Source organism: Kitasatospora sp. NPDC093102, from assembly GCF_040683915.1.
Classification (GTDB): Bacteria; Actinomycetota; Actinomycetes; order Streptomycetales; family Streptomycetaceae; genus Kitasatospora.
In genome coordinates this window covers 22,732-39,595 of record NZ_JBFBFA010000018.1, presented here as the reverse complement: position 1 = coordinate 39,595, position 16,864 = coordinate 22,732, and the positions used below count along the sequence as shown (strand labels likewise).

At 75.1% G+C, this 16,864-nt stretch carries 16 protein-coding genes; 10 read left to right on the top strand and 6 right to left on the bottom strand.

Annotated features, from left to right (window positions below):
- The first annotated feature begins 39 nt into the window (after positions 1-39).
- Positions 40-1,011, top strand: a complete 972-nt coding sequence (locus AB0O11_RS22645) for a YafY family protein (RefSeq protein WP_363389843.1) — start codon at positions 40-42, stop codon at positions 1,009-1,011.
- 122 nt (positions 1,012-1,133) lie between these two features.
- Here the strand turns inward: AB0O11_RS22645 and AB0O11_RS22640 are convergent, their stop codons facing one another.
- Entirely contained in the window at positions 1,134-2,468 is a 1,335-nt protein-coding gene (locus AB0O11_RS22640) for a PLP-dependent aminotransferase family protein (protein WP_363389840.1), read from the bottom strand.
- A gap of 150 nt (positions 2,469-2,618) precedes the next feature.
- Here AB0O11_RS22640 and AB0O11_RS22635 point away from each other — a divergent pair, with 150 nt between their 5' ends.
- Entirely contained in the window at positions 2,619-3,401 is a 783-nt protein-coding gene (locus AB0O11_RS22635; protein ID WP_363389838.1) for a crotonase/enoyl-CoA hydratase family protein, read from the top strand.
- A gap of 73 nt (positions 3,402-3,474) precedes the next feature.
- Positions 3,475-4,224 carry a GNAT family N-acetyltransferase gene (locus AB0O11_RS22630; protein WP_363389835.1) on the top strand — a complete coding sequence of 250 codons (750 nt, stop codon included), beginning with the start codon at positions 3,475-3,477 and terminating at the stop codon, positions 4,222-4,224.
- A gap of 74 nt (positions 4,225-4,298) precedes the next feature.
- Here the strand turns inward: AB0O11_RS22630 and AB0O11_RS22625 are convergent, their stop codons facing one another.
- On the bottom strand, positions 4,299-5,219 hold the full coding sequence (locus tag AB0O11_RS22625) for a LysR family transcriptional regulator (protein WP_363389832.1): 921 nt from the start codon (positions 5,217-5,219) through the stop codon (positions 4,299-4,301).
- Between the two features lie 216 nt (positions 5,220-5,435).
- Here AB0O11_RS22625 and AB0O11_RS22620 point away from each other — a divergent pair, with 216 nt between their 5' ends.
- On the top strand, positions 5,436-6,020 hold the full coding sequence (locus tag AB0O11_RS22620) for an SRPBCC family protein (RefSeq protein ID WP_363389830.1): 585 nt from the start codon (positions 5,436-5,438) through the stop codon (positions 6,018-6,020).
- Between the two features lie 89 nt (positions 6,021-6,109).
- Positions 6,110-6,454 carry a hypothetical protein gene (locus AB0O11_RS22615; RefSeq protein ID WP_363389827.1) on the top strand — a complete coding sequence of 115 codons (345 nt, stop codon included), beginning with the start codon at positions 6,110-6,112 and terminating at the stop codon, positions 6,452-6,454.
- Positions 6,455-6,483: 29 nt separating this feature from the next.
- Here AB0O11_RS22615 and AB0O11_RS22610 read toward each other — a convergent pair whose 3' ends face one another.
- On the bottom strand, positions 6,484-8,919 hold the full coding sequence (locus AB0O11_RS22610) for an ABC transporter permease (protein WP_363389825.1): 2,436 nt from the start codon (positions 8,917-8,919) through the stop codon (positions 6,484-6,486).
- The gene (locus AB0O11_RS22605; protein WP_363389822.1) at positions 8,913-9,659 is read right to left on the bottom strand and encodes an ABC transporter ATP-binding protein; all 747 of its coding nucleotides are present in this window, start codon (positions 9,657-9,659) and stop codon (positions 8,913-8,915) included. Before AB0O11_RS22605 ends, AB0O11_RS22610 begins: the two co-directional genes overlap by 7 nt.
- Before the next feature lie 110 nt (positions 9,660-9,769).
- Here AB0O11_RS22605 and AB0O11_RS22600 point away from each other — a divergent pair, with 110 nt between their 5' ends.
- Positions 9,770-10,975 carry a histidine kinase gene (locus AB0O11_RS22600; RefSeq protein WP_363389820.1) on the top strand — a complete coding sequence of 402 codons (1,206 nt, stop codon included), beginning with the start codon at positions 9,770-9,772 and terminating at the stop codon, positions 10,973-10,975.
- On the top strand, positions 10,957-11,610 hold the full coding sequence (locus AB0O11_RS22595; protein WP_363389817.1) for a response regulator transcription factor: 654 nt from the start codon (positions 10,957-10,959) through the stop codon (positions 11,608-11,610). The genes AB0O11_RS22600 and AB0O11_RS22595 overlap by 19 nt, the downstream gene beginning before the upstream one ends.
- Before the next feature lie 32 nt (positions 11,611-11,642).
- Here the strand turns inward: AB0O11_RS22595 and AB0O11_RS22590 are convergent, their stop codons facing one another.
- Positions 11,643-12,293, bottom strand: a complete 651-nt coding sequence (locus AB0O11_RS22590) for an ankyrin repeat domain-containing protein (protein WP_363389815.1) — start codon at positions 12,291-12,293, stop codon at positions 11,643-11,645.
- A 149-nt stretch (positions 12,294-12,442) separates the two neighbouring features.
- Positions 12,443-12,571 (bottom strand): hypothetical protein, encoded by a 129-nt coding sequence (locus AB0O11_RS22585; RefSeq protein WP_363389813.1) that lies wholly within the window; start codon positions 12,569-12,571, stop codon positions 12,443-12,445.
- Positions 12,572-12,668: 97 nt separating this feature from the next.
- Between AB0O11_RS22585 and AB0O11_RS22580 the strand changes: the two genes are divergently transcribed.
- The 3 genes from AB0O11_RS22580 (at position 12,669) to AB0O11_RS22570 (ending at position 16,510) form a co-directional block, all read left to right on the top strand.
- Complete coding sequence (locus AB0O11_RS22580; RefSeq protein WP_363389810.1) at positions 12,669-13,931, top strand: amidohydrolase; 1,263 nt, start codon at positions 12,669-12,671, stop codon at positions 13,929-13,931.
- A gap of 400 nt (positions 13,932-14,331) precedes the next feature.
- On the top strand, positions 14,332-15,567 hold the full coding sequence (locus AB0O11_RS22575) for a glycosyltransferase (protein WP_363389807.1): 1,236 nt from the start codon (positions 14,332-14,334) through the stop codon (positions 15,565-15,567).
- 232 nt (positions 15,568-15,799) lie between these two features.
- Positions 15,800-16,510, top strand: a complete 711-nt coding sequence (locus tag AB0O11_RS22570; protein WP_363389804.1) for a DUF6461 domain-containing protein — start codon at positions 15,800-15,802, stop codon at positions 16,508-16,510.
- Positions 16,511-16,864 lie beyond the last annotated feature (354 nt).

Below are 16,864 nucleotides of genomic sequence, written 5' to 3'. Positions count from 1 at the left end.
CGGTCACTTCCTGTCCTGAATTCCGGGAAGAATCGACGCATGGCGAACACCAGCACCCGGACGCTGCGACTGCTCTCGCTGCTCCAGACCCACCGGTACTGGCCGGGCGAGGAACTGGCCGACCGGCTCGGCGTCTCCGCCCGCACCCTGCGCCGCGACATCGACCGTCTGCGCGAACTCGGCTACCCCGTCGAGGCGCAGCGCGGCGTCGACGGCGGCTACCAGCTGGCGGCGGGCGCGGCGCTGCCGCCGCTGGTGATCGACGACGAGGAGGCGGTGGCCCTCGCGGTGGGTCTGCAAGCGGCCGCCGACAGCCCGGTGGAGGGGGTCGCGGAGGCCTCGGTGCGGGTGCTGGCGAAAGTGGTCCAGGTGATGCCGGCCCGGCTGCGCCGACGGGTGGAGGCGCTGCGCGCGATGACCGTCCCGGTGGACTGGGGGACGCAGCCGAGCGCGGGTGTCGACCCGGACGCCCTGACGGTGGTGGCGCTCGCCTGCCGGGACGGCGAGCGGGTGCGGTTCTCCTACACGGCTGCCGACGGGCGCGGTTCGGAACGGCACGTCGAACCGCACTGGTTGGTCTGCCTGAACCGCCGCTGGTACCTGGTCGCGTACGACCTCGACCGGGCGGACTGGCGCAGCTTCCGCCTCGACCGCCTCACCGCCCCGTCCGGCAGCGGCGCACGCTTCGCCCCGCGCACCCTCCCGGCGGCCGACGCGGCGGAGTTCGTCCGCGCGGGCCTCAACGGCATGCCCCGGCCGCACCGGGTGGAGGCCCTGATCGAGGCGCCGGCCGACTACGTCCGGGCCCGGGTCGGCCGCTGGGCCACCGTGGAGCCCGTCACCCCGCACCGCTGCCACCTGCGGATGACCGCCGACTCGCTCGACTGGCCCGCCATGGCCCTGGGCTCCCTCGGCGCCGAGTTTCGGGTGCTCGCCCCGGACGCCCTGCGGACACTCCTCGCGGACTGGAGCGCCCGCTTCGCCCGAGCGGTGGCGCAGGGGGAGGCGTAGGACCTCGCCGTCGGGAGCCGCGGCACTCCCGCCGTGCCGGAGCCCGACGTGCGCCGGCCCCGCCATGGCCGGGTGGTGGCGCGGATCGGAGCGGGGAGCGGGATGTCAGTGGCGGGGTTCGCTCAGGGGGCGATGGCTTCGAGCGTGGTGCGGAGGCGGGTGAGGACGGTGGGGAGGGTGGGGAGCGGGGGTGTGGCGAGGGCCAGGCGGAGGGCGTTCGGGTGGTGGGGGGTGGTGGCGAAGGCGTCGGCGGTGGAGATCAGGATGCCCTCGGCGGCCAGGGCGGCGGCTGCGTGGTCGGCGCGCTGGTGGGGTTCGAGGGTGAGCCACACGATGTAGGAGGTGGGGTGGGCGATGGTGGCCAGGCCCGCCAGGGCGGTGCGGGCGACGGACTGGCGGGCGGCGGCGTCCGTGCGGCGTTCCTGTTCCAGGCGGGCGACCGTGCCGTCGGTGAGCCAGCCGGTGGCGAGGGCGGTGATCAGGCCGGGGGCACCCCAGGCCGCCGTGCGAAGGCTGGTGGTGGCGGCCCGGAGGAGGTGGTCGGGCAGGACGGCGAAGCCGAACCGCAGGCCCGGTGCGACGCTCTTGGAGAGGCCGGCCAGGTAGCAGGTGCGTTCGGGGGCGAGGGTGTGCAGGGGCGGGGGCGGTGCGGCTTCCAGGAAGGCGTAGGTGCCGTCCTCGATCAGGGTGAAGCCGTGGTCGGCGGCGAGCCGGACGAGGTGCTCGCGCTGCGCCGGGCCGAGCACCCAGCCGAGCGGGTTGTGGACGGTCGGCTGGGTGTACACCGCCCGCACCGGCCGGGTGCGGCAGAGGCGGTCGAGTGCGTCGAGGTCCGGGCCCGCGGCGGTGACCGGGACGGGGACCGGGTCCAGCCCGTGGGCGGCGGCGAGCAGCTTGATGCCCGGGTAGCCGAGGGCGTCCACGGCGAGGACGTCCCCGGGGCGGGTGAGCGTGCGCAGGACGCAGTCCAGGGCCTGCTGCGCCCCGCTGGTGAGCAGGACGTTCTCGGGGGCGGTGTCGATCCCGCGGTCCAGCAGGTGGGTGGCCACCGCGGCCCGGTCGTGGCGGTGGCCACCCGGCGGGTGCTGGCGCAGCAGGGCTTCGGCGTCGCCGGAGGAGGCGAGCGCGCGCAGGGCCTGCCGCAGCTGGTCGCCCTGCCCGGGGGCGAGCGGCTGGTTGAAGGAGAGGTCGGCCACCCGCGGAACCGGGAGTGCGCGCGAGGGTTCGAGGCCGTCGTAGCCGGAGCGCAGCCGGACGAAGGTGCCGCGGCCCTGCTCGCCCACCACCAGTCCGGCGGCGGCCAGTTCGGCGTAGACCCGGGTGGCGGTGGCGAGGGCGATCCGCCGTTCGCGGGCGAGGGTGCGGTGGGCCGGCAGCCGGGTGCCGGCCGGGAGCGCGCCGGAGCGGATGGCGGCGGCGTACTCGTCGACGATGGCCTTGTAGGAGGGCGGCCGCACGGATCACCTGCCGTTCCTGGGAGTGGAGGCGTGCTCCGGGGCGTACGGGCGTGCACCGGAGTGTATCCAGGACAATAAGTGGATTGTCCTGGGCGGGTGTTCCTAGCCTCGTCACATCCAGCAGCGAGGCCAGGAACGGAGCACGCGCCCATGACCATCCGCAGCGAGCGGGACCGGCACGTCGTCACCCTCACCATCGACCGGGAGAAGAAGCTCAACGCCCTCGACTACCCGACGATCGACGCACTGCTCGCCGAGCTCGACCGGATCGACGCCGACGACACCGTCCGTGCCGTGATCCTCACCGGCGCCGGGGGGCGGGCGTTCAGTGCGGGAGCCGACATCCCGTCGTTGGCGGCCAGCATCGCGGGCGGGCCCGAGCGGGCGCTGCGCGAGTTCGTCCGGCGCGGGCACACCCTCACCCGACGGATCGAGGAGTTCCCCAAGCCGGTCATCGTGGCCGTCAACGGCCTCGCGTACGGCGGTGGTTGCGAGATCACCGAGGCCGCACCGCTGGCCGTCGCGGCCGAGCACGCGAGCTTCGCCAAGCCCGAGATCACGCTCGGTTTCCCGCCGCCCTTCGGCGGTTCGCAGCGGCTGCCGCGGCACGTCGGCCGCAAGCGCGGCCTGGAGCTGATCCTCACCGGTGACCCCATCCCGGCCGCCCGCGCCGCCGAGATCGGCCTGGTCAACTCGGTCGTCCCGGCGGATGAACTGCTGGACTCGGCACGGCACCTGGCCGAGCGGATCATCCGGCACGCGCCGACCGCCGTGGCCGCCTGCCTGCGGGCGGTGACCCGGGGCATCAACCTGCCGATCGACGAGGGGCTCGCGGTGGAGGCGGCGGCCTTCGCGGCGACCGTGCCGACCGACGGCGTGCGGGACGGGATCCGGCGCTTCCTGGACCGTTCGTCCCCCGCCTCGTCCTCCTGAGGCGCACGGGAAAGCCGTTGCCCGCAGCGGCCGAGCGGGTGATCATGGCGGGATGTCGGATCTGCTTGCACGCGTGACCGCCTTCCGTGCCGCCTTCGCCCGTCGCCAGGCGGCGGACCTCAGCGAACTCCCGGAATTTCCCGGGGTGTTCGCCGTTCGGAACACCGAGTTCGTCCGCTCCGAGGAACACAACCAGCTGATCGTCGAGGGCCCGGGCACCGACCCGGAGGCATTGCCCGGGCTCGCCGCCCGATGGCTGGGGCGGCGCCGCCGCTACTGCATCACCGTGCTGGACCCGGAGTCGGGCGAGCGGGCCGCCCCCGTCCTGGCGGCGGCGGGGTGGGAGCGGGAGAGCGTGGTGATCCTGGCCCGGCCGACGGACAGCTGTGTGCTGCCCGAACCGGCCGCGATTCCTGTGGAGTTGAGCGAGGTGCGGGAGGCGGTGCTGCGCCAGCAGCGGGAGTGGAGCGAGGACGAGGAGCTCGCCCGGCAGCTGACCGACCGCCGCACCGCCCGGCTGCGCGGAGCCGAGCGGGTGCACTTCCTGGCCGCGCGGACGCCGGCCGTCGAGGTCGCGGCCTGGGGCGACCTCCACCTCGAACCAGCCTTCGGGCTCGCCCAGTTGGAGGATGTGGTGACCGGTTCGCAGCACCGCGGTGCGGGGCACGGCGACACCCTGCTCGCCACCGGCCTGGCGCTGGCGGCCGAGGCCGGCATCCCGCAGCTGTTCCTGCTCGCGGACGCGGCGGACTGGCCGCGCGCGTGGTACGGCCGCCGGGGCTTCGTGGAGATCGGGCGCAGCCACTCCTTCTACGGCCGGTGAGCGCCTGACGCCCGGAGGGGTGACGGGCGCCACCACCGCACACCGCCACCACCGCACACGGGGAGGCGCGGCGGTCAGACCGTACCGGCCCCGGCGGGCGGCGTGGCCCCGCGGCCGCAGTGGGCGGCGACGGTGTCGGCGAAGGCGCGGGCGAGCGGGCAGAGGTTCTCCCAGTCCCGGACGGCCCAGCCGGCGGTGAGGGCGGGCAGGTCGGGCAGCGGGAGCAGCCGCAGTCCGGGGTGGCCGGGGCCCTGCCACTGCGGGAGGGCCGGGACGACGGCGTGACCGAGGCCGAGTTCGGCGAGCAGGATCGCGGTGTCCCAGTCCGCGACGCTGGTGTCGAAGACCGGCCGGATGCCCGACTTCCCCAGCCAGGCCTCGACTTGGGAGCGGGAGACGGCGTTCTGCGGCAGCCCGATCAGCCGGGCGTCCTGGAGGTCGGCGGGCGAGATCCGGGCCCGGGTGGCGAGCGGGTCGCCCGCCGCGACGGCGAGCACCCAGGGCAGGTCGACCACCGGCCGCTGGTCGATGCCCCGGGCCGGGACGCCGAGGGTGATCCAGGCGAGGTCGGCCCGGCCGGTGTTGAGCGACTCCAGGCAGCTGCGGCTGGAGACCTCGGTCTGGAACTCCAGGCTGACCTGGGGGAAGCGCCGCCGGAAGTCCACCACGGCCGCGGACATGAAGTGCCGGATGCTGGTGGCCCCGGTGGTGATCCGTACGGACCCGCCCTCGCCGCGCGCGAGTTCGGCGATCCGGTGCAGCGCATGGTCGATGCTGCCGAGCCCGGCGGCGATCGCCGTGCGCAGCAGGATCCCCGCCTTGGTGGGGACGACCCCGCGCGGGTGGCGTTCGATCAGGGCGAGGCCGACCTCCCGTTCGAGCCGCTTCACGTGCTGGCTGACCGCGGACTGGGTGCAGTTCAGGTCGCGGGCGACGGCGCTGAGCGAGCCGGCCCGGCACACCGCGGCGAAGACGCGGAGGTCGTCAATGGTCACGGAGGCCCAAGGTATCGCTTGGGGGTATCCCAGTAAATCGGCGGATTGACTTGGGTGTTCCGCGGGATCGATCATCGAACCAGGGCCCAGGGCGGCAACCCGCCCGCTGCCCTCGCGGCGTTCCGGACGCAGTGGCGGGGGCACGGGCGGGTGTCGACCCGCATCGATGTGCAAGAGCGGTGCAAGAGCGGTGACGTACGACGGAGGGGAGCGGGCATGCGGTACGCAGACGGTCCGGGTGTGCAGTGCGAGGTGTTCGTCGCGGCACCGGTGGAGCAGGTGTGGGAGCTGGTGACGGACATCGGCCTGCCCGCCCGTCTCAGCCCGGAGCTCCAGCGGGTCGCCTGGCTGGACGGCGCGGACCGCCCCGCGCCGGGCGCCCGCTTCGAGGGGCACAACAGCCGCGAGAACATGCCCGACTGGCGGACGGTCTCCGAGGTGACGGAGCTGACCGGGCCGGCCGACGGGACGGCACCGGCCGAGCCGGGCGCCCGGCGGGTCTTCGCCTGGGGCGTGATGGACGCGGACGGCCGCTACGGCGAGCCGGTGTCCGACCTCTCCGGGGCACTGGCCCGGTGGCGCTTCGAGCTGACCCCCGAGGACGCCGGCACCCGGCTGCGCCAGTCGGTGGTGATCGGCCCCGGCCGCAGCGGTGCCAGCCTGGTCATCGACGCCAGGCCGGAGCTGGAGGAGAAGATCGTCGAGTTCCGGTTGAACGAGCTGCGCACCGGCATGACGGCCACCCTCGAAGGCATCAGGTCGCTGGCCGAGCAGGGGGACCGGGCCCGGCCCGAGCGCTGATCCCGAGCCCTCGGGGCGGGACGGACCGGGCGACCACCGAGCACGGCCCGTCCATCGGGCCGTGCCGTCCGAACGGAGGGGACGGTGTCATGGCACATGTGAGCTGGGCGGGCTCCGAGGTCATCTGGGCGGGACAGCTCGGTCGGCTGCTCGCCGTGGTGCGAGAGACGGCCGGTGAGCGGATCCTGCACATCGACGACTGGTCCACGGTGGTGGACGACCGGACCGAGATCCGGCACCAGGGCGGTATGCGGCGCCGCCGGCTCACCGTCCGTCGGCCCGGCGAGCAGCCGGTCGTCTTCCGCTACCGGCTGTCGTGGCTGGTTCTGGTGGAGATGTTCCTGGACGTCGGTTATGACCGGTGGGTGGACGAGGAGAACGATCCGGGACTGCTGCTGGTCGAACTGCTGGGCGGAACGGACGACTGGAAGTAGCCGAAGCCCTGATGGGCCGGGAGGCCCGGTCAGCCCGCCACCCGGGCGCCCGGGCGGCGCAGCGCGGCCCGGGCCGGCAGCACGCCGGCGAACAGGGCCAGGAGCAGGCAGACGCCGACGGTCAGGGCCGTGGTCGACCAGGGCAGGGCGAGGTCGACCCGGGTGCCGAGCCGGGCGGAGAGGCCGGAGCGGACGCCCGCCAGGGTGACCACCGCGATCAGCAGGCCGAGCGCGGCGCCGATCCCGACCGCGAGGGTCGACTCGGCGGCGACGATCCGCAGCACCTGTCGGCGGGTCGCGCCGGACAGCCGCAGCACCGCGAAGTCCGGGGCCCGTTGGGCGGTGGCCATCAGCTGGGTGTTGGCGACGGCGAGGCAGCTGTAGCCGAGGGACATGCCGATCAGGATGACCAGGAAGATCCGGACCAGGGCGTCGTCCTCGGAGGTGGTGCGGGAGGCGTACTCGGCGCTGCTCAGCGCCTGGGCACCGAGCGGGGCGAGCGCGGCGGCCGAGGTGGCGCCGGCCGTGTGGACGACCGAGGTGAGTGCCGAGGGGTCGTGCGCCCGGACGGTGCCGGTGGTCAGCAGCACGCTCGCGGTGGCGGAGCCGTCGGTGATCTCGGCGACGACCGTGACGTCCACGGTGCTGCCGTCCTCGAAGGTGACCGGGACGCGGCGGCCGGTGGTCCAGCCCAGCCAGGCGGCGGTGCCGGTCTTGACCACCATGGTGTGTTCGCCCGTCAGGCCGTCCAGGGAGCCGGAGGTGACGGTCATCCGGGTGCGGGCCTTGCGGAACGCGGCCTCGCTCATCCCCACCGCGCCGACGTGGTCGGTGCCGCCGGCGTAGAGCCGGGTGGGCAGCAGCGAGGCGCCACCCGGAACAGCGGCCACGGCGGCGTCGGAGAGCCCGGGCGTGCCGTGCGGGGTGACCACCGAGGCGGCCTCCTGCCGGACGGTCTCCTCCAACGCGTAACCGGTGGCCCGCAGTTGGAACAGCCCGGCGATCAGGACGGCGAAGCCCACGGTGACCAGCACCGGCGCGGCGGTGGAGGCCGTGCGCCGGACGGCGGTCAGCGCGCTCTCCCGGGCCACCGTGACGGTGGCGCCGCGCAGTCCGGCCAGTGGCCGGCAGACCGCGCGGACGATCGGCGGGATCACGGCGGGCGCGAACAGGGTGAGGCCGACGATCAGCGCCATGGCCGCGTACAGGGCATTGTTGATCATGCCGTCGGACTCGCTGCCGGCCGCGACCACCACCAGCCCGAGGCCGAGCGCGGTGCACACCCCGCCGGCGATCCACCGGCCGCGGGTCATCGGCCGGTGTTCGACGGCCGCCTCGCGCAGCGCCTCCAGCGGGGCCGTCCGGGCCGCCCGGCGGGAGGCCGACCAGACCCCGAGCAGCGCGACCACCAGGCCCAGCGCGAAGGAGCCGAGCAGCGGCAGCGCCCGGAACCGTACGGTGAAACCGGCCGGCTCCACGCCGCCCTCGACCATCAGCGCGCCCAGCGCGGGTGCCAGCAGTGCGCCGAGCAGCACGCCTGCGCCGCCGGCCACAACGCCCACCCCGAGCGATTCGGCGTACACCATCCGAGCGATCTGACGCGGGGTGGCGCCGACGGTGCGCAGCAGGCCGAACTCGCGCCGTCGCTGGACGATCGCGAAGGCGAAGGTGGAGGCGACCACGAAGACGGAGACGAAGGCGGTCAGCCCGGCCATCGCGGTCAGGATCTGCAGGCCGATCCAGCGGGTCTTCTCGGCGTTCCTCTCCTCCAGCGCGGTGAGCGCGGCACCGTGCAGCACCGTCCCGTCGCCGCCCACGGCGGAGGCCGTGGCCGCGGCGACGGCCGGGACGTCCGCGCCCGGTGCGGTGACCAGGCCGATCACCCGGACCCCGGGGGCGAGGGCCTCGGCGGCGCGGTCGGAGAGGTAGAAGGCCGGCGAGTCGACGGTGCCGGACACGGTGTAGCGGTCCGGTCCGGCGGCGGTGAGCAGGGTGACCGGGGAACCGGGCGCCAGCCCCAGCGAGGCGTCCAGCACCACCTGGTGCTCGTCGGCCGGGGCGCTGCCCGCGGTGAGCCGCTCGGGGCCGAACGCGGCACCGGACCAGTTGTGGCCGCGCAGCTCCGGGCCCGGGTCGGCGACCGGCCTGCCGTCGATCACGGCCTGGGCGTAGAAGGCGCGGTCCGGTACGGCCCGTGCCACGCCCGGAACGGCGGCCAGGGCCCGCAGCAGTTCCCGCGTGCGCTCTCGGGACCAGGGCCGGCCCGGGGTGAAGGTGCCGTCGGACTGGTCGACGGCGGGGCCCTGCACCACGACCCGGGTACCGGCGTAGCGCCGGGGCACTTCCGGTTCGGCGGAGGTGAGCACCAGGGCGGTCATGGACAGGATCGTCACGCCCAGGCCGAGCGCGACGAAGGTGCCGAGGAAGGACGCCCAGCGGGCGCGGACGGAGGCGAGGCTCAGCATGCCGGCGCCTCCAGGGCGGCCATCCGGCCGGCGATGACCGCGGCCTCGCTGCGGCCGTGCAGCTGCTCCACGATCCGTCCGTCGGCGAGCAGCAGGACGCGGTCGGCGTAGCAGGCGGCGGCCGGGTCGTGGGTCACCATGATCACGGTCTGCCGGTGGCGGTCCACGATGCCGCGCAGCAGCGTGAGCACCTCGCGCGAGGTGCGGGTGTCCAGGGCGCCGGTCGGCTCGTCGGCGAAGAGTACGGCGGGCCGGGTGATCAGGGCCCGGGCGATCGCGACGCGCTGCTGCTCCCCGCCGGACAGCTCGCCCGGCCGGTGCCCGCCGCGGTGGCCGAGCCCGACCTCGGTGAGTGCGGCGGCGAGTTCGCCCCGGTCCGGGCGGCGCCGGGCCAGTCGCAGCGGCAGCGCCACGTTCTGTTCGGCGGTCAGCGCGGAGACCAGGTTGAAGGACTGGAAGACGAAGCCGAGCCGCTCGCGGCGCAGCAGGGTCAGCCGGGTCTCGTCCAGGCCGCCGAGCTCGGTGCCGTCGATGACCACGGTGCCGTCGCTGACCCGGTCCAGGCCGGCCGCGCAGTGCAGCAGCGTCGACTTGCCGGAGCCGGAGGGGCCCATCACCGCGGTGAAGCTGCCGCCCGGGAAGGCGACGGTCACGTCGTCCAGTGCGGTCACGGCGCGGGCCCCGGTGCCGTACTGCTTGGTCACGGCCCGGAGGAGGACCGCGTCGGTCGAGTTCGTCATGCGCCCAGGCAACCCGTCAGGGGCGGGGAAGCGCAGGGGTGTTGGGGCGAGAGCGGAGGTAGTGCCAGCACCCCTGCGGCGGGTGGTGGGCGGCGGCTAGGGTCGGCAGGGTGATCGCTGTCCGCAACACCCTGGAGGCGCTGGCCCGGCGGCCGTCCGCGTTCCTCGGCTCCGCGTGGCCGTGGCGCTCGCTGGGCTTCCTGCTCTCGGGAGCGGTGGTGGGGGCGACGGCCGTCGGGCTGTCGGCGCTGCCGGTGCTGCTGTGGGACGGGCTGGGGCCCGGGGTGGTGGCGGTCGTGCTGGCGCCGCTGGCCCTGGCGGGGTGGGCGGCGGCCCGGTACGAGCGGTGGCGGCTGCGGCTGGTGCTGCCGGGGTGGGAGGAGGCGGGCCGGCGTCGACGGGCCCGCGAACTTTCCAGGGGGCCAGGGGCGTGGCGCGACCTCGGCTACGGGCTGGTGTCCCTGCTGCTGCTCTGGTGGATCGACCTCGGACTGGCCGCGGTGGGCCTCGGCACCCCGCTGTTCCTGCTGGCCGCGCCGTTCCAGCCGACCGCGAACCCCACCGTCTCCTGGCTCGGGCCGCTCGCCGGGCTGGTGCTGCTGCCGGTGGCGGCCTACCCGCTGGCGGCCTGGGCGGGGGTGCGGGCGATGACGGCCAGGGCCGTGCTGGAGCCCGCCGAGGACGAGCTGACCCAGGTGGTGGCCTCCCGGGCCCGGCTGGTGGACGCGTACGAGGTGGAACGGCGGCGGATCGAGCGCGACCTGCACGACGGCGCCCAGCAGCGGCTGGTCTCGCTCTCCGTCAGGCTCGGCCTGGCCGGCCTCGACCTGCCCGAGGACTCGGCCGGCGCCCGGCAGGTCCGGGAGGCCCGGGAGGAGGTGCAGGTGGCGCTGCGGGAGCTGCGCGAGCTGATCCACGGCATCCACCCGCAGGTCCTCACCGACCGGGGGCTGGAACCCGCGGTGCGGGACCTCGCGGGCCGCTCGGCCGTGCCGGTGGACGTCGACATCGCGCTGCCCGGGCGGCCGCCCGCCCCGGTCGAGGCCGCCGCCTACTTCGTGGTCTGCGAGGCGCTGGCCAACGTGGTCAGGCACAGCGGCGCCCGGCGTGCCGCGGTGCACGGCCGCGCGGCGGCGGACGGGCTGGTGCTGGAGATCCGGGACGACGGGGCAGGCGGCGCCGACCCGGCCGCCGGAACCGGCCTGCTGGGCATCACCGACCGACTCGCCGTCATCGACGGCACCCTGTCGCTGCGTTCCCCGGCCGGCGGGCCGACCGTCCTGCGAGTGGAGATCCCATGCCGGCACTTCGGCTAGTCGTCGCGGAGGACTCGGTGCTCCTGCGGGAGGGCCTGGTCTCCCTGCTGGAGCGGTTCGGGCACACCGTGGCGGCCGCCGTCGGCGACGCGCCGGCACTGGTCGAGGCGGTCCGGGAACACCGGCCGGACGTGGTGGTCGTCGACGTCCGGATGCCCCCGGACAACACCGACGACGGCCTGCGCGCGGCCCGGCGGCTGCGCGAGGACGACCCGCGGCTGCCCGTCCTGGTGCTCAGCCAGTACGTCTCGCAGGGGTACACCGCGGAGCTGATCTCCGCCGGCGACCGCGGCGCGGGCACCGGCTACCTGCTCAAGGACCGGATCGGCGAGGTGCGGGAGTTCGTCGACGCCCTCACCAGCGTGGCCGGGGGCGGGACGGTGGTGGACCCGGAGGTGGTCCGTCAGCTGCTGACCCGCCGGCACGACCCGCTGCGGCGCCTGAGTCCCAAGGAGCGCGAGGTGCTGGCGCTGATCGCGGAGGGACGTTCCAACGCGGCCGTCGCCCGCCGGCTGGTGGTCACCGAGGCCACGGTGTCCAAGCGGATCGCGAGCATCTTCACCAAGCTCGACCTGCCGCAGGCCCCGGACGACCACCGCCGGGTGCTGGCGGTGCTGACGTACCTGGGGTCCTGAGGGCGTTGCGGTTCCGCGGTCCTGCCGGGGCTTCAGCCGGCGTCGGCCGTGCCGGAGTTGCGGGTGGCCTCGTCCTCCGCCGTGCGCAGTGCCTCGGCGATGGCGCGGAAACCGCGGCGCTCGGCGTGGGTACGGGCGGTGACGCCGTCGGCGTCGGCGAGGTACGGGTCGGCGCCGTGGGCGAGCAGGACGTCGACGATCTCGCGGTGGGCCGGGCCGCCGTCGCCGAGGAGGACGGCCTCCAGCAGGGCCGTCCAGCCGAGGTCGTTGACGTGGTCGACGTCGATCGCGGTCTCGGCGAGGACCGCGCGGACGTAGGCGACGTGGCCGCGTTCGGCGGCGGGGATGACCGACACCCCGCCGTAGCGGTTGCGGCGGGTGAGGTCCGGGCCGCCGGGGAGCAGGGCGCGCAGCATCGGGACGCTGCCGGTGATGCCGGTGACCAGCCAGGGGCTGTTCAGCTGGGGGTCCTGCGCGTTGACGTCCGCACCGGCCTCGACCAGCAGCCGGGCGACGGCGACCCGGTCGGCGAAGGCGGCCCGCAGCAGCGGGGTGCGGCCCTCGGCGTCGCGGGCCTCGACGGTCGCGCCCGCGGTCAGGGCCGCGCGGACGGCGTCGAGGTCGCCGCGGTCGGCGGCGTCCAGCAGGGCCTGATCGGCGGGGGAGAGCGGACGGGCGGTCATGGCGGGGACTCCTCGGCGGGGTGGGCGGACGGCGCGATGCTCCCAGCCTGCCGTTGCGGGCGCACGGCGGCGTCGGCGGGGCGGTCGCCCTTGTTCGGCGGATCGGATGACGGTCGGGTCGTCCGATCGGATGACCCGACCGTTCGCGTTCAGTAGGAGAGTGGACAGCCGGTCACCAAGGCGCCGTCGGCCGACGGCGGGATCAGCAGCGGTTGGTCGAACAGGACGCCCACCCCGACCAGCAGGAGCAGGGCGGACGGGGACCCGGAGATGATCAACAGACTGTTGAATGAAAGGTAGGATGTTTTGCCTGTCGGACCGATTCCGTCCAGGGAGCCGGATCACCCCGGGAACCAGAGCGAGAGCGAGCACCCCATGGCCACACCTTCCGGCGCCGCGCGATCCGACGCCACTCCTTCCGCCACCGTGCCGGCCGTCACGGTCTTCCGGGACGTCCGTCCGTACGGCGCCGACCGGGCCGTCGACCTGATCGCCGTGGACGGCCTGCTGGCCGAGCGGGTGCCGGACGGGGTGGTGCCGGAGGTGGTCGGGGGTGGCGGCCGGATCGTGCTGCCCACCCTGGTGGACGCGCACATCCACCCGGACAAGACCGCCTGGGGCGAGCGCTGGTACAGCCGCCGCCCGGCCGGCTCGCTGCCCGAGTACGTGCGGGGCGACGTCGACCTCCACCGGCACCAGCGCACCCCGCTCGCCGACCGCGCCCACCGGCTGCTGAGCCACGCCGTGACGCGCGGCACCCGCGCGGTGCGGGCCCACGTGGACGTGGCGCCGGCTTACGGGCTGGCCGGGGTGACCGGGCTCGCCGAGGTGCGCGAGCGGCTGGCCGGCGTGCTGGACGTCCAGCTGGTGGCCTTCCCGCAGCACGGGGTCCGGCGGATGCCCGGCGCGGGCGCGCTGCTCGCGGAGGCGGCGGCGAGCGGGCTGATCGATGCCGTCGGCGGGATCGACCCGGCGGGCTTCGACGGCGCCCCGGCCGAGGGTTCCGCCGGCGAGGGGCCCGCCCAGCTGGAGCTGCTGTTCGGTCTGGCCGAGCAGCACGGACTGCGCCTCGACATCCACCTGCACGACCGGGGCGAGCGCGGCCTCGGCCCGCTGCGCGACATCGCCGCGCGGACCAGGGCGGCCGGACTGGCCGGGCGGGTGGTCGTCAGCCACGCCTTCTGCGTCCCCGAGCTGACCGGCGACCCGCTTGCCGACCTCGCCGCCGAGCTGGCCGAGTCCGGCGTCGGCCTCACCACCGTGGCGCCCTCGGCCCACCAGGTGCTGCCGTTCCGTGAGCTGCGGGCGCACGGGGTGCGGGTCGGGCTCGGCTCGGACGGCGTGCGCGACTCGTGGAGCCCGTACGGCAACGCCGACATGCTGCACCGAGCCCACCTGCTCGGCTGGACCACCGACGCCCGCACCGACGAGCAGCTGGCCGACTGCTTCGCCCTGGCGGCCGACGGCGGCGCCGAACTGCTGGACCTGCCGGCCGCCACCCTGAAGCCGGGCTCGCCCGCCGACTTCATGCTGGTGACGGGTGAGTGCCTGCCGCAGGTGGTGATCGACCTGCCGGTGCGTGAACTGGTGGTCCGCGCGGGCCGGGTGGTGGCGCGGGACGGACGGTTCACGGGCTGACGGTGTGCGCCGACCGGCGCGGGCGGGGCGACGGGCGCTGATCAGTCCGTACCGGTCAGTCCGTACCGGTCGGCGACGCCGGGAGGCAGGCCCCCACGGAGGGCCCCGGGAAGGGGACGGCCGCGTCGAGGTCCACGGCATCGACCACATCCCCGGCACCGAGCGGCGCGGGCGGCGCCTGGCGGACCGGCCGGGGCAGGAGGGGCTCCGGGGTGGGACCGCTCCGGTGCGGCCGGTTCGGTGTGAGCGGGTGGGACCGGCGGCCAAAGGAAACGGCAAGGAGGACCAATCCCCTTGCCACTATCAAGCTATAGCGTGCCCCGGGGCTTGCGGCAAGCCCCCCGTTGTGCCGCAGAATCCCGGCCGTAAGGCCATGACCTGCGGAAACGGGAGTCGTGAAATGCGTGTGTTGATGACGACGTGGGGATCGCGCGGAGATGTCGAGCCGCTGGCGGGGCTGGCGGCGGCGCTGCGGGGGCTCGGTGCGGAGGTACGGGTGTGTGCGCCGCCGGACGAGGAGTTCGTGGACCTGCTGGCGCGGGTCGGGGTGCCGTTGGTGCCGCTCGGTCCGTCGGTGCACTCGGTGGTCGCCGGTCCGAAGCCGCCGACGGCCGAGGACGCGTTCCGGCTCGCCCGCGAGCTGGTCGCCGCGCGGTTCGAGACGCTGACCGCGGCCGCCGAGGGCTTCGACGTGCTGCTGGCGACCGGCCTGATGCCGGCCGGGGCGCGGGACGTCGCCGAGAGGCTCGGCCTCCACTACGTGTTGGCCTGCTTCCACATCTTCGGACTGCCCTCGCGGCACTTCCGGCCCGGGCGGCGGCCGGGGACGCCGTCCCCGCAGGACGAGACCGACCACCGGAAGCTGTGGGAGCAGGACGCCCAGCGGGTGAACGGGCTGTACGGGGACGCACTCAACAGCCACCGCGCGGCGATCGGCCTGCCGCCGGTGGAGAACGTCCGCGACCACGTCTTCACCGAGCGGCCGTGGCTGGCGGCGGACCCGACGCTGTGCCCGTCGGAGGGCAGGACGGAGCTCGACCTGGTGCCGACCGGGGCGTGGATCCTGCCCGATGACCGCCCGCTTCCGGCCGACCTGGAGGCGTTCCTGGACGCTGGTGAACCGCCCGTGTACGTCGGCTTCGGCAGCATGGCCGCGTACGCACCGGAGGGCATCGCGCGGGTGGCCGTCGAAGCGAGCCGGGCGCACGGCCGCCGCGTGCTCCTCGCCCGTGGCTGGGCCGGGCTCGCCCCGATCGACGACCGCGAGGACTGCCACGTCGTCGGTGAGGTGAACCAGCAAGCCCTGTTCCGCCGGGTGGCCGCCGTCGTCCACCACGGCGGTGCGGGTACCACGACGACCGCGGCCGTGGCGGGCGCACCCCAGGTGATCGTCCCCCGGATCGCGGACCAGCCGTACTGGGCCGGCCGGGTGGCCGAGTTGGGCATCGGCGCGGCCCACCTCGACCTCACGCCGACCGTCGACTCGCTCTCCGCCGCGCTCACCACGGCCCTGGCGCCCGAGGCTCAGGCCCGGGCGAAGACCGTCGCCGGCAGCATCCGCACCGACGGGGCGACGGTGGCCGCGAAGTTGCTGTTCGAAGCGGTGGGTCAGGAGGTGCCGACCGTTTCCGGATGAGTCGTGCGGTGCCGACGCAGGCGTCGGTGCCGGTGCCGGGCGAATTGCGCTGCGGGCCGGGTGAGTTCGGCTCCGGATCAGCCCCCTTCCGATCGATCAGGGGTGGTTGTCGGCCCACGCGCGGCCGGTTCCGGCACCGATCCGGCGACCGGTCTCCGGCTGTCGGCCGGGTCGGTTAGGGTGCCGACCGGCGCGCCCGGTCACCGCAGGCCACGCGCGAGGGGAGGGCGGCATGACCGACGGCACGCACGAGGGAGTGGGGCCGGACGGAGATGGCATCCAGTGGCTCGCGGAGATCGGCGGGCCGGGCGCCGGCCGATCGTCAACGGGCCGCCTCGACGCGGACGGTGAGCTCGGCGGTGTCGTCTTCGCCCGGGGGATCACGCCCGAGGAGCTCGCCCGCCGGATGGGCGCGGACCCGGCCACCGCGACCCGGCCGATCAGCGACACCGAGATCCGGGACCTGGACATCGAGGTCTACCGCCCGGGTGGCGACGGCGACGGCGTGATCCGGGTCGGTGCGTGCGCCGGCTGGTCGTTCGCGATCGAGTACGGCGACTCCACCGGCGGTGAGCTGCTCACCGAGATAGCGCGCGACGGCGTCGAGGTGGTGCACTTCCGCGCGATGCCGGAGCAGCGGCAGGCCCTGCTCGACTACGCCCGGGACGGCGCCGTGCTGTGCGGCTTCGGCCTCGGTGAGGAGCGCTGGCGCTGGGGCCAGGAGCCGGACCTGTTGGTGCCGGACCTGGTCGCCGCCAGCGTCCTGGAGGCCGATGGCGTGACCTCGTGCGACCCCGGGCGGCAGGCCGACGGGGCCGCCCGACGCCGCACCCTCGGCGCCGTCGAGCGGCGCTTCGGACTGAGCCTGCCCCGCGCAGCCCTCGGCGGGCTGCGCCTGCCGGCGTACGCGGTGCGGGGAACCCCGGGCATGGCGCTGCGCTGAGGGGATGCGCCGGCGACGCGTGGCGTGCAGGGCGTTGACGCGGGCGCAGGGGGAGACGCCGAAGGCAGCGGACAGGGCGAGGCGCAGGACCGGGAACGGCAGGAAGAGGCACGACAGGAACAGGCACGGCAGGACCGGGAACGGCAGGACAGAGAACGGCAGGAACAGGGCGGTCACGGCAGGGCTCCTTCCCGGGCCCCACCGGCGGGGCCCCGATGGCCGTCATCCTTGCGCGCCGCCAGTCCGTCGCACAGGTGCCGATCGGGAGGTTCCCGGGCCGCGATCGCCGTCGCCACCCTGCCGATCGGCAGGGTGGCGACGGGACAAGGCGGTGGAGACGTGCCCCACCGCCAC

Bases quoted from the DNA above. Each gene is read 5' to 3' on its own strand.
- AB0O11_RS22645 (WP_363389843.1), top strand. From the start codon at position 40: ATGGCGAACACCAGCACCCGGACGCTGCGACTGCTCTCGCTGCTCCAG.
- AB0O11_RS22635 (WP_363389838.1), top strand. From the start codon at position 2,619: ATGACCATCCGCAGCGAGCGGGACCGGCACGTCGTCACCCTCACCATC.
- AB0O11_RS22620 (WP_363389830.1), top strand. From the start codon at position 5,436: ATGCGGTACGCAGACGGTCCGGGTGTGCAGTGCGAGGTGTTCGTCGCG.
- AB0O11_RS22615 (WP_363389827.1), top strand. From the start codon at position 6,110: ATGGCACATGTGAGCTGGGCGGGCTCCGAGGTCATCTGGGCGGGACAG.
- AB0O11_RS22610 (WP_363389825.1), bottom strand. From the start codon at position 8,919: ATGCTGAGCCTCGCCTCCGTCCGCGCCCGCTGGGCGTCCTTCCTCGGC.
- AB0O11_RS22605 (WP_363389822.1), bottom strand. From the start codon at position 9,659: ATGACGAACTCGACCGACGCGGTCCTCCTCCGGGCCGTGACCAAGCAG.
- AB0O11_RS22595 (WP_363389817.1), top strand. From the start codon at position 10,957: ATGCCGGCACTTCGGCTAGTCGTCGCGGAGGACTCGGTGCTCCTGCGG.
- AB0O11_RS22590 (WP_363389815.1), bottom strand. From the start codon at position 12,293: ATGACCGCCCGTCCGCTCTCCCCCGCCGATCAGGCCCTGCTGGACGCC.
- AB0O11_RS22580 (WP_363389810.1), top strand. From the start codon at position 12,669: ATGGCCACACCTTCCGGCGCCGCGCGATCCGACGCCACTCCTTCCGCC.
- AB0O11_RS22575 (WP_363389807.1), top strand. From the start codon at position 14,332: ATGCGTGTGTTGATGACGACGTGGGGATCGCGCGGAGATGTCGAGCCG.
- AB0O11_RS22570 (WP_363389804.1), top strand. From the start codon at position 15,800: ATGACCGACGGCACGCACGAGGGAGTGGGGCCGGACGGAGATGGCATC.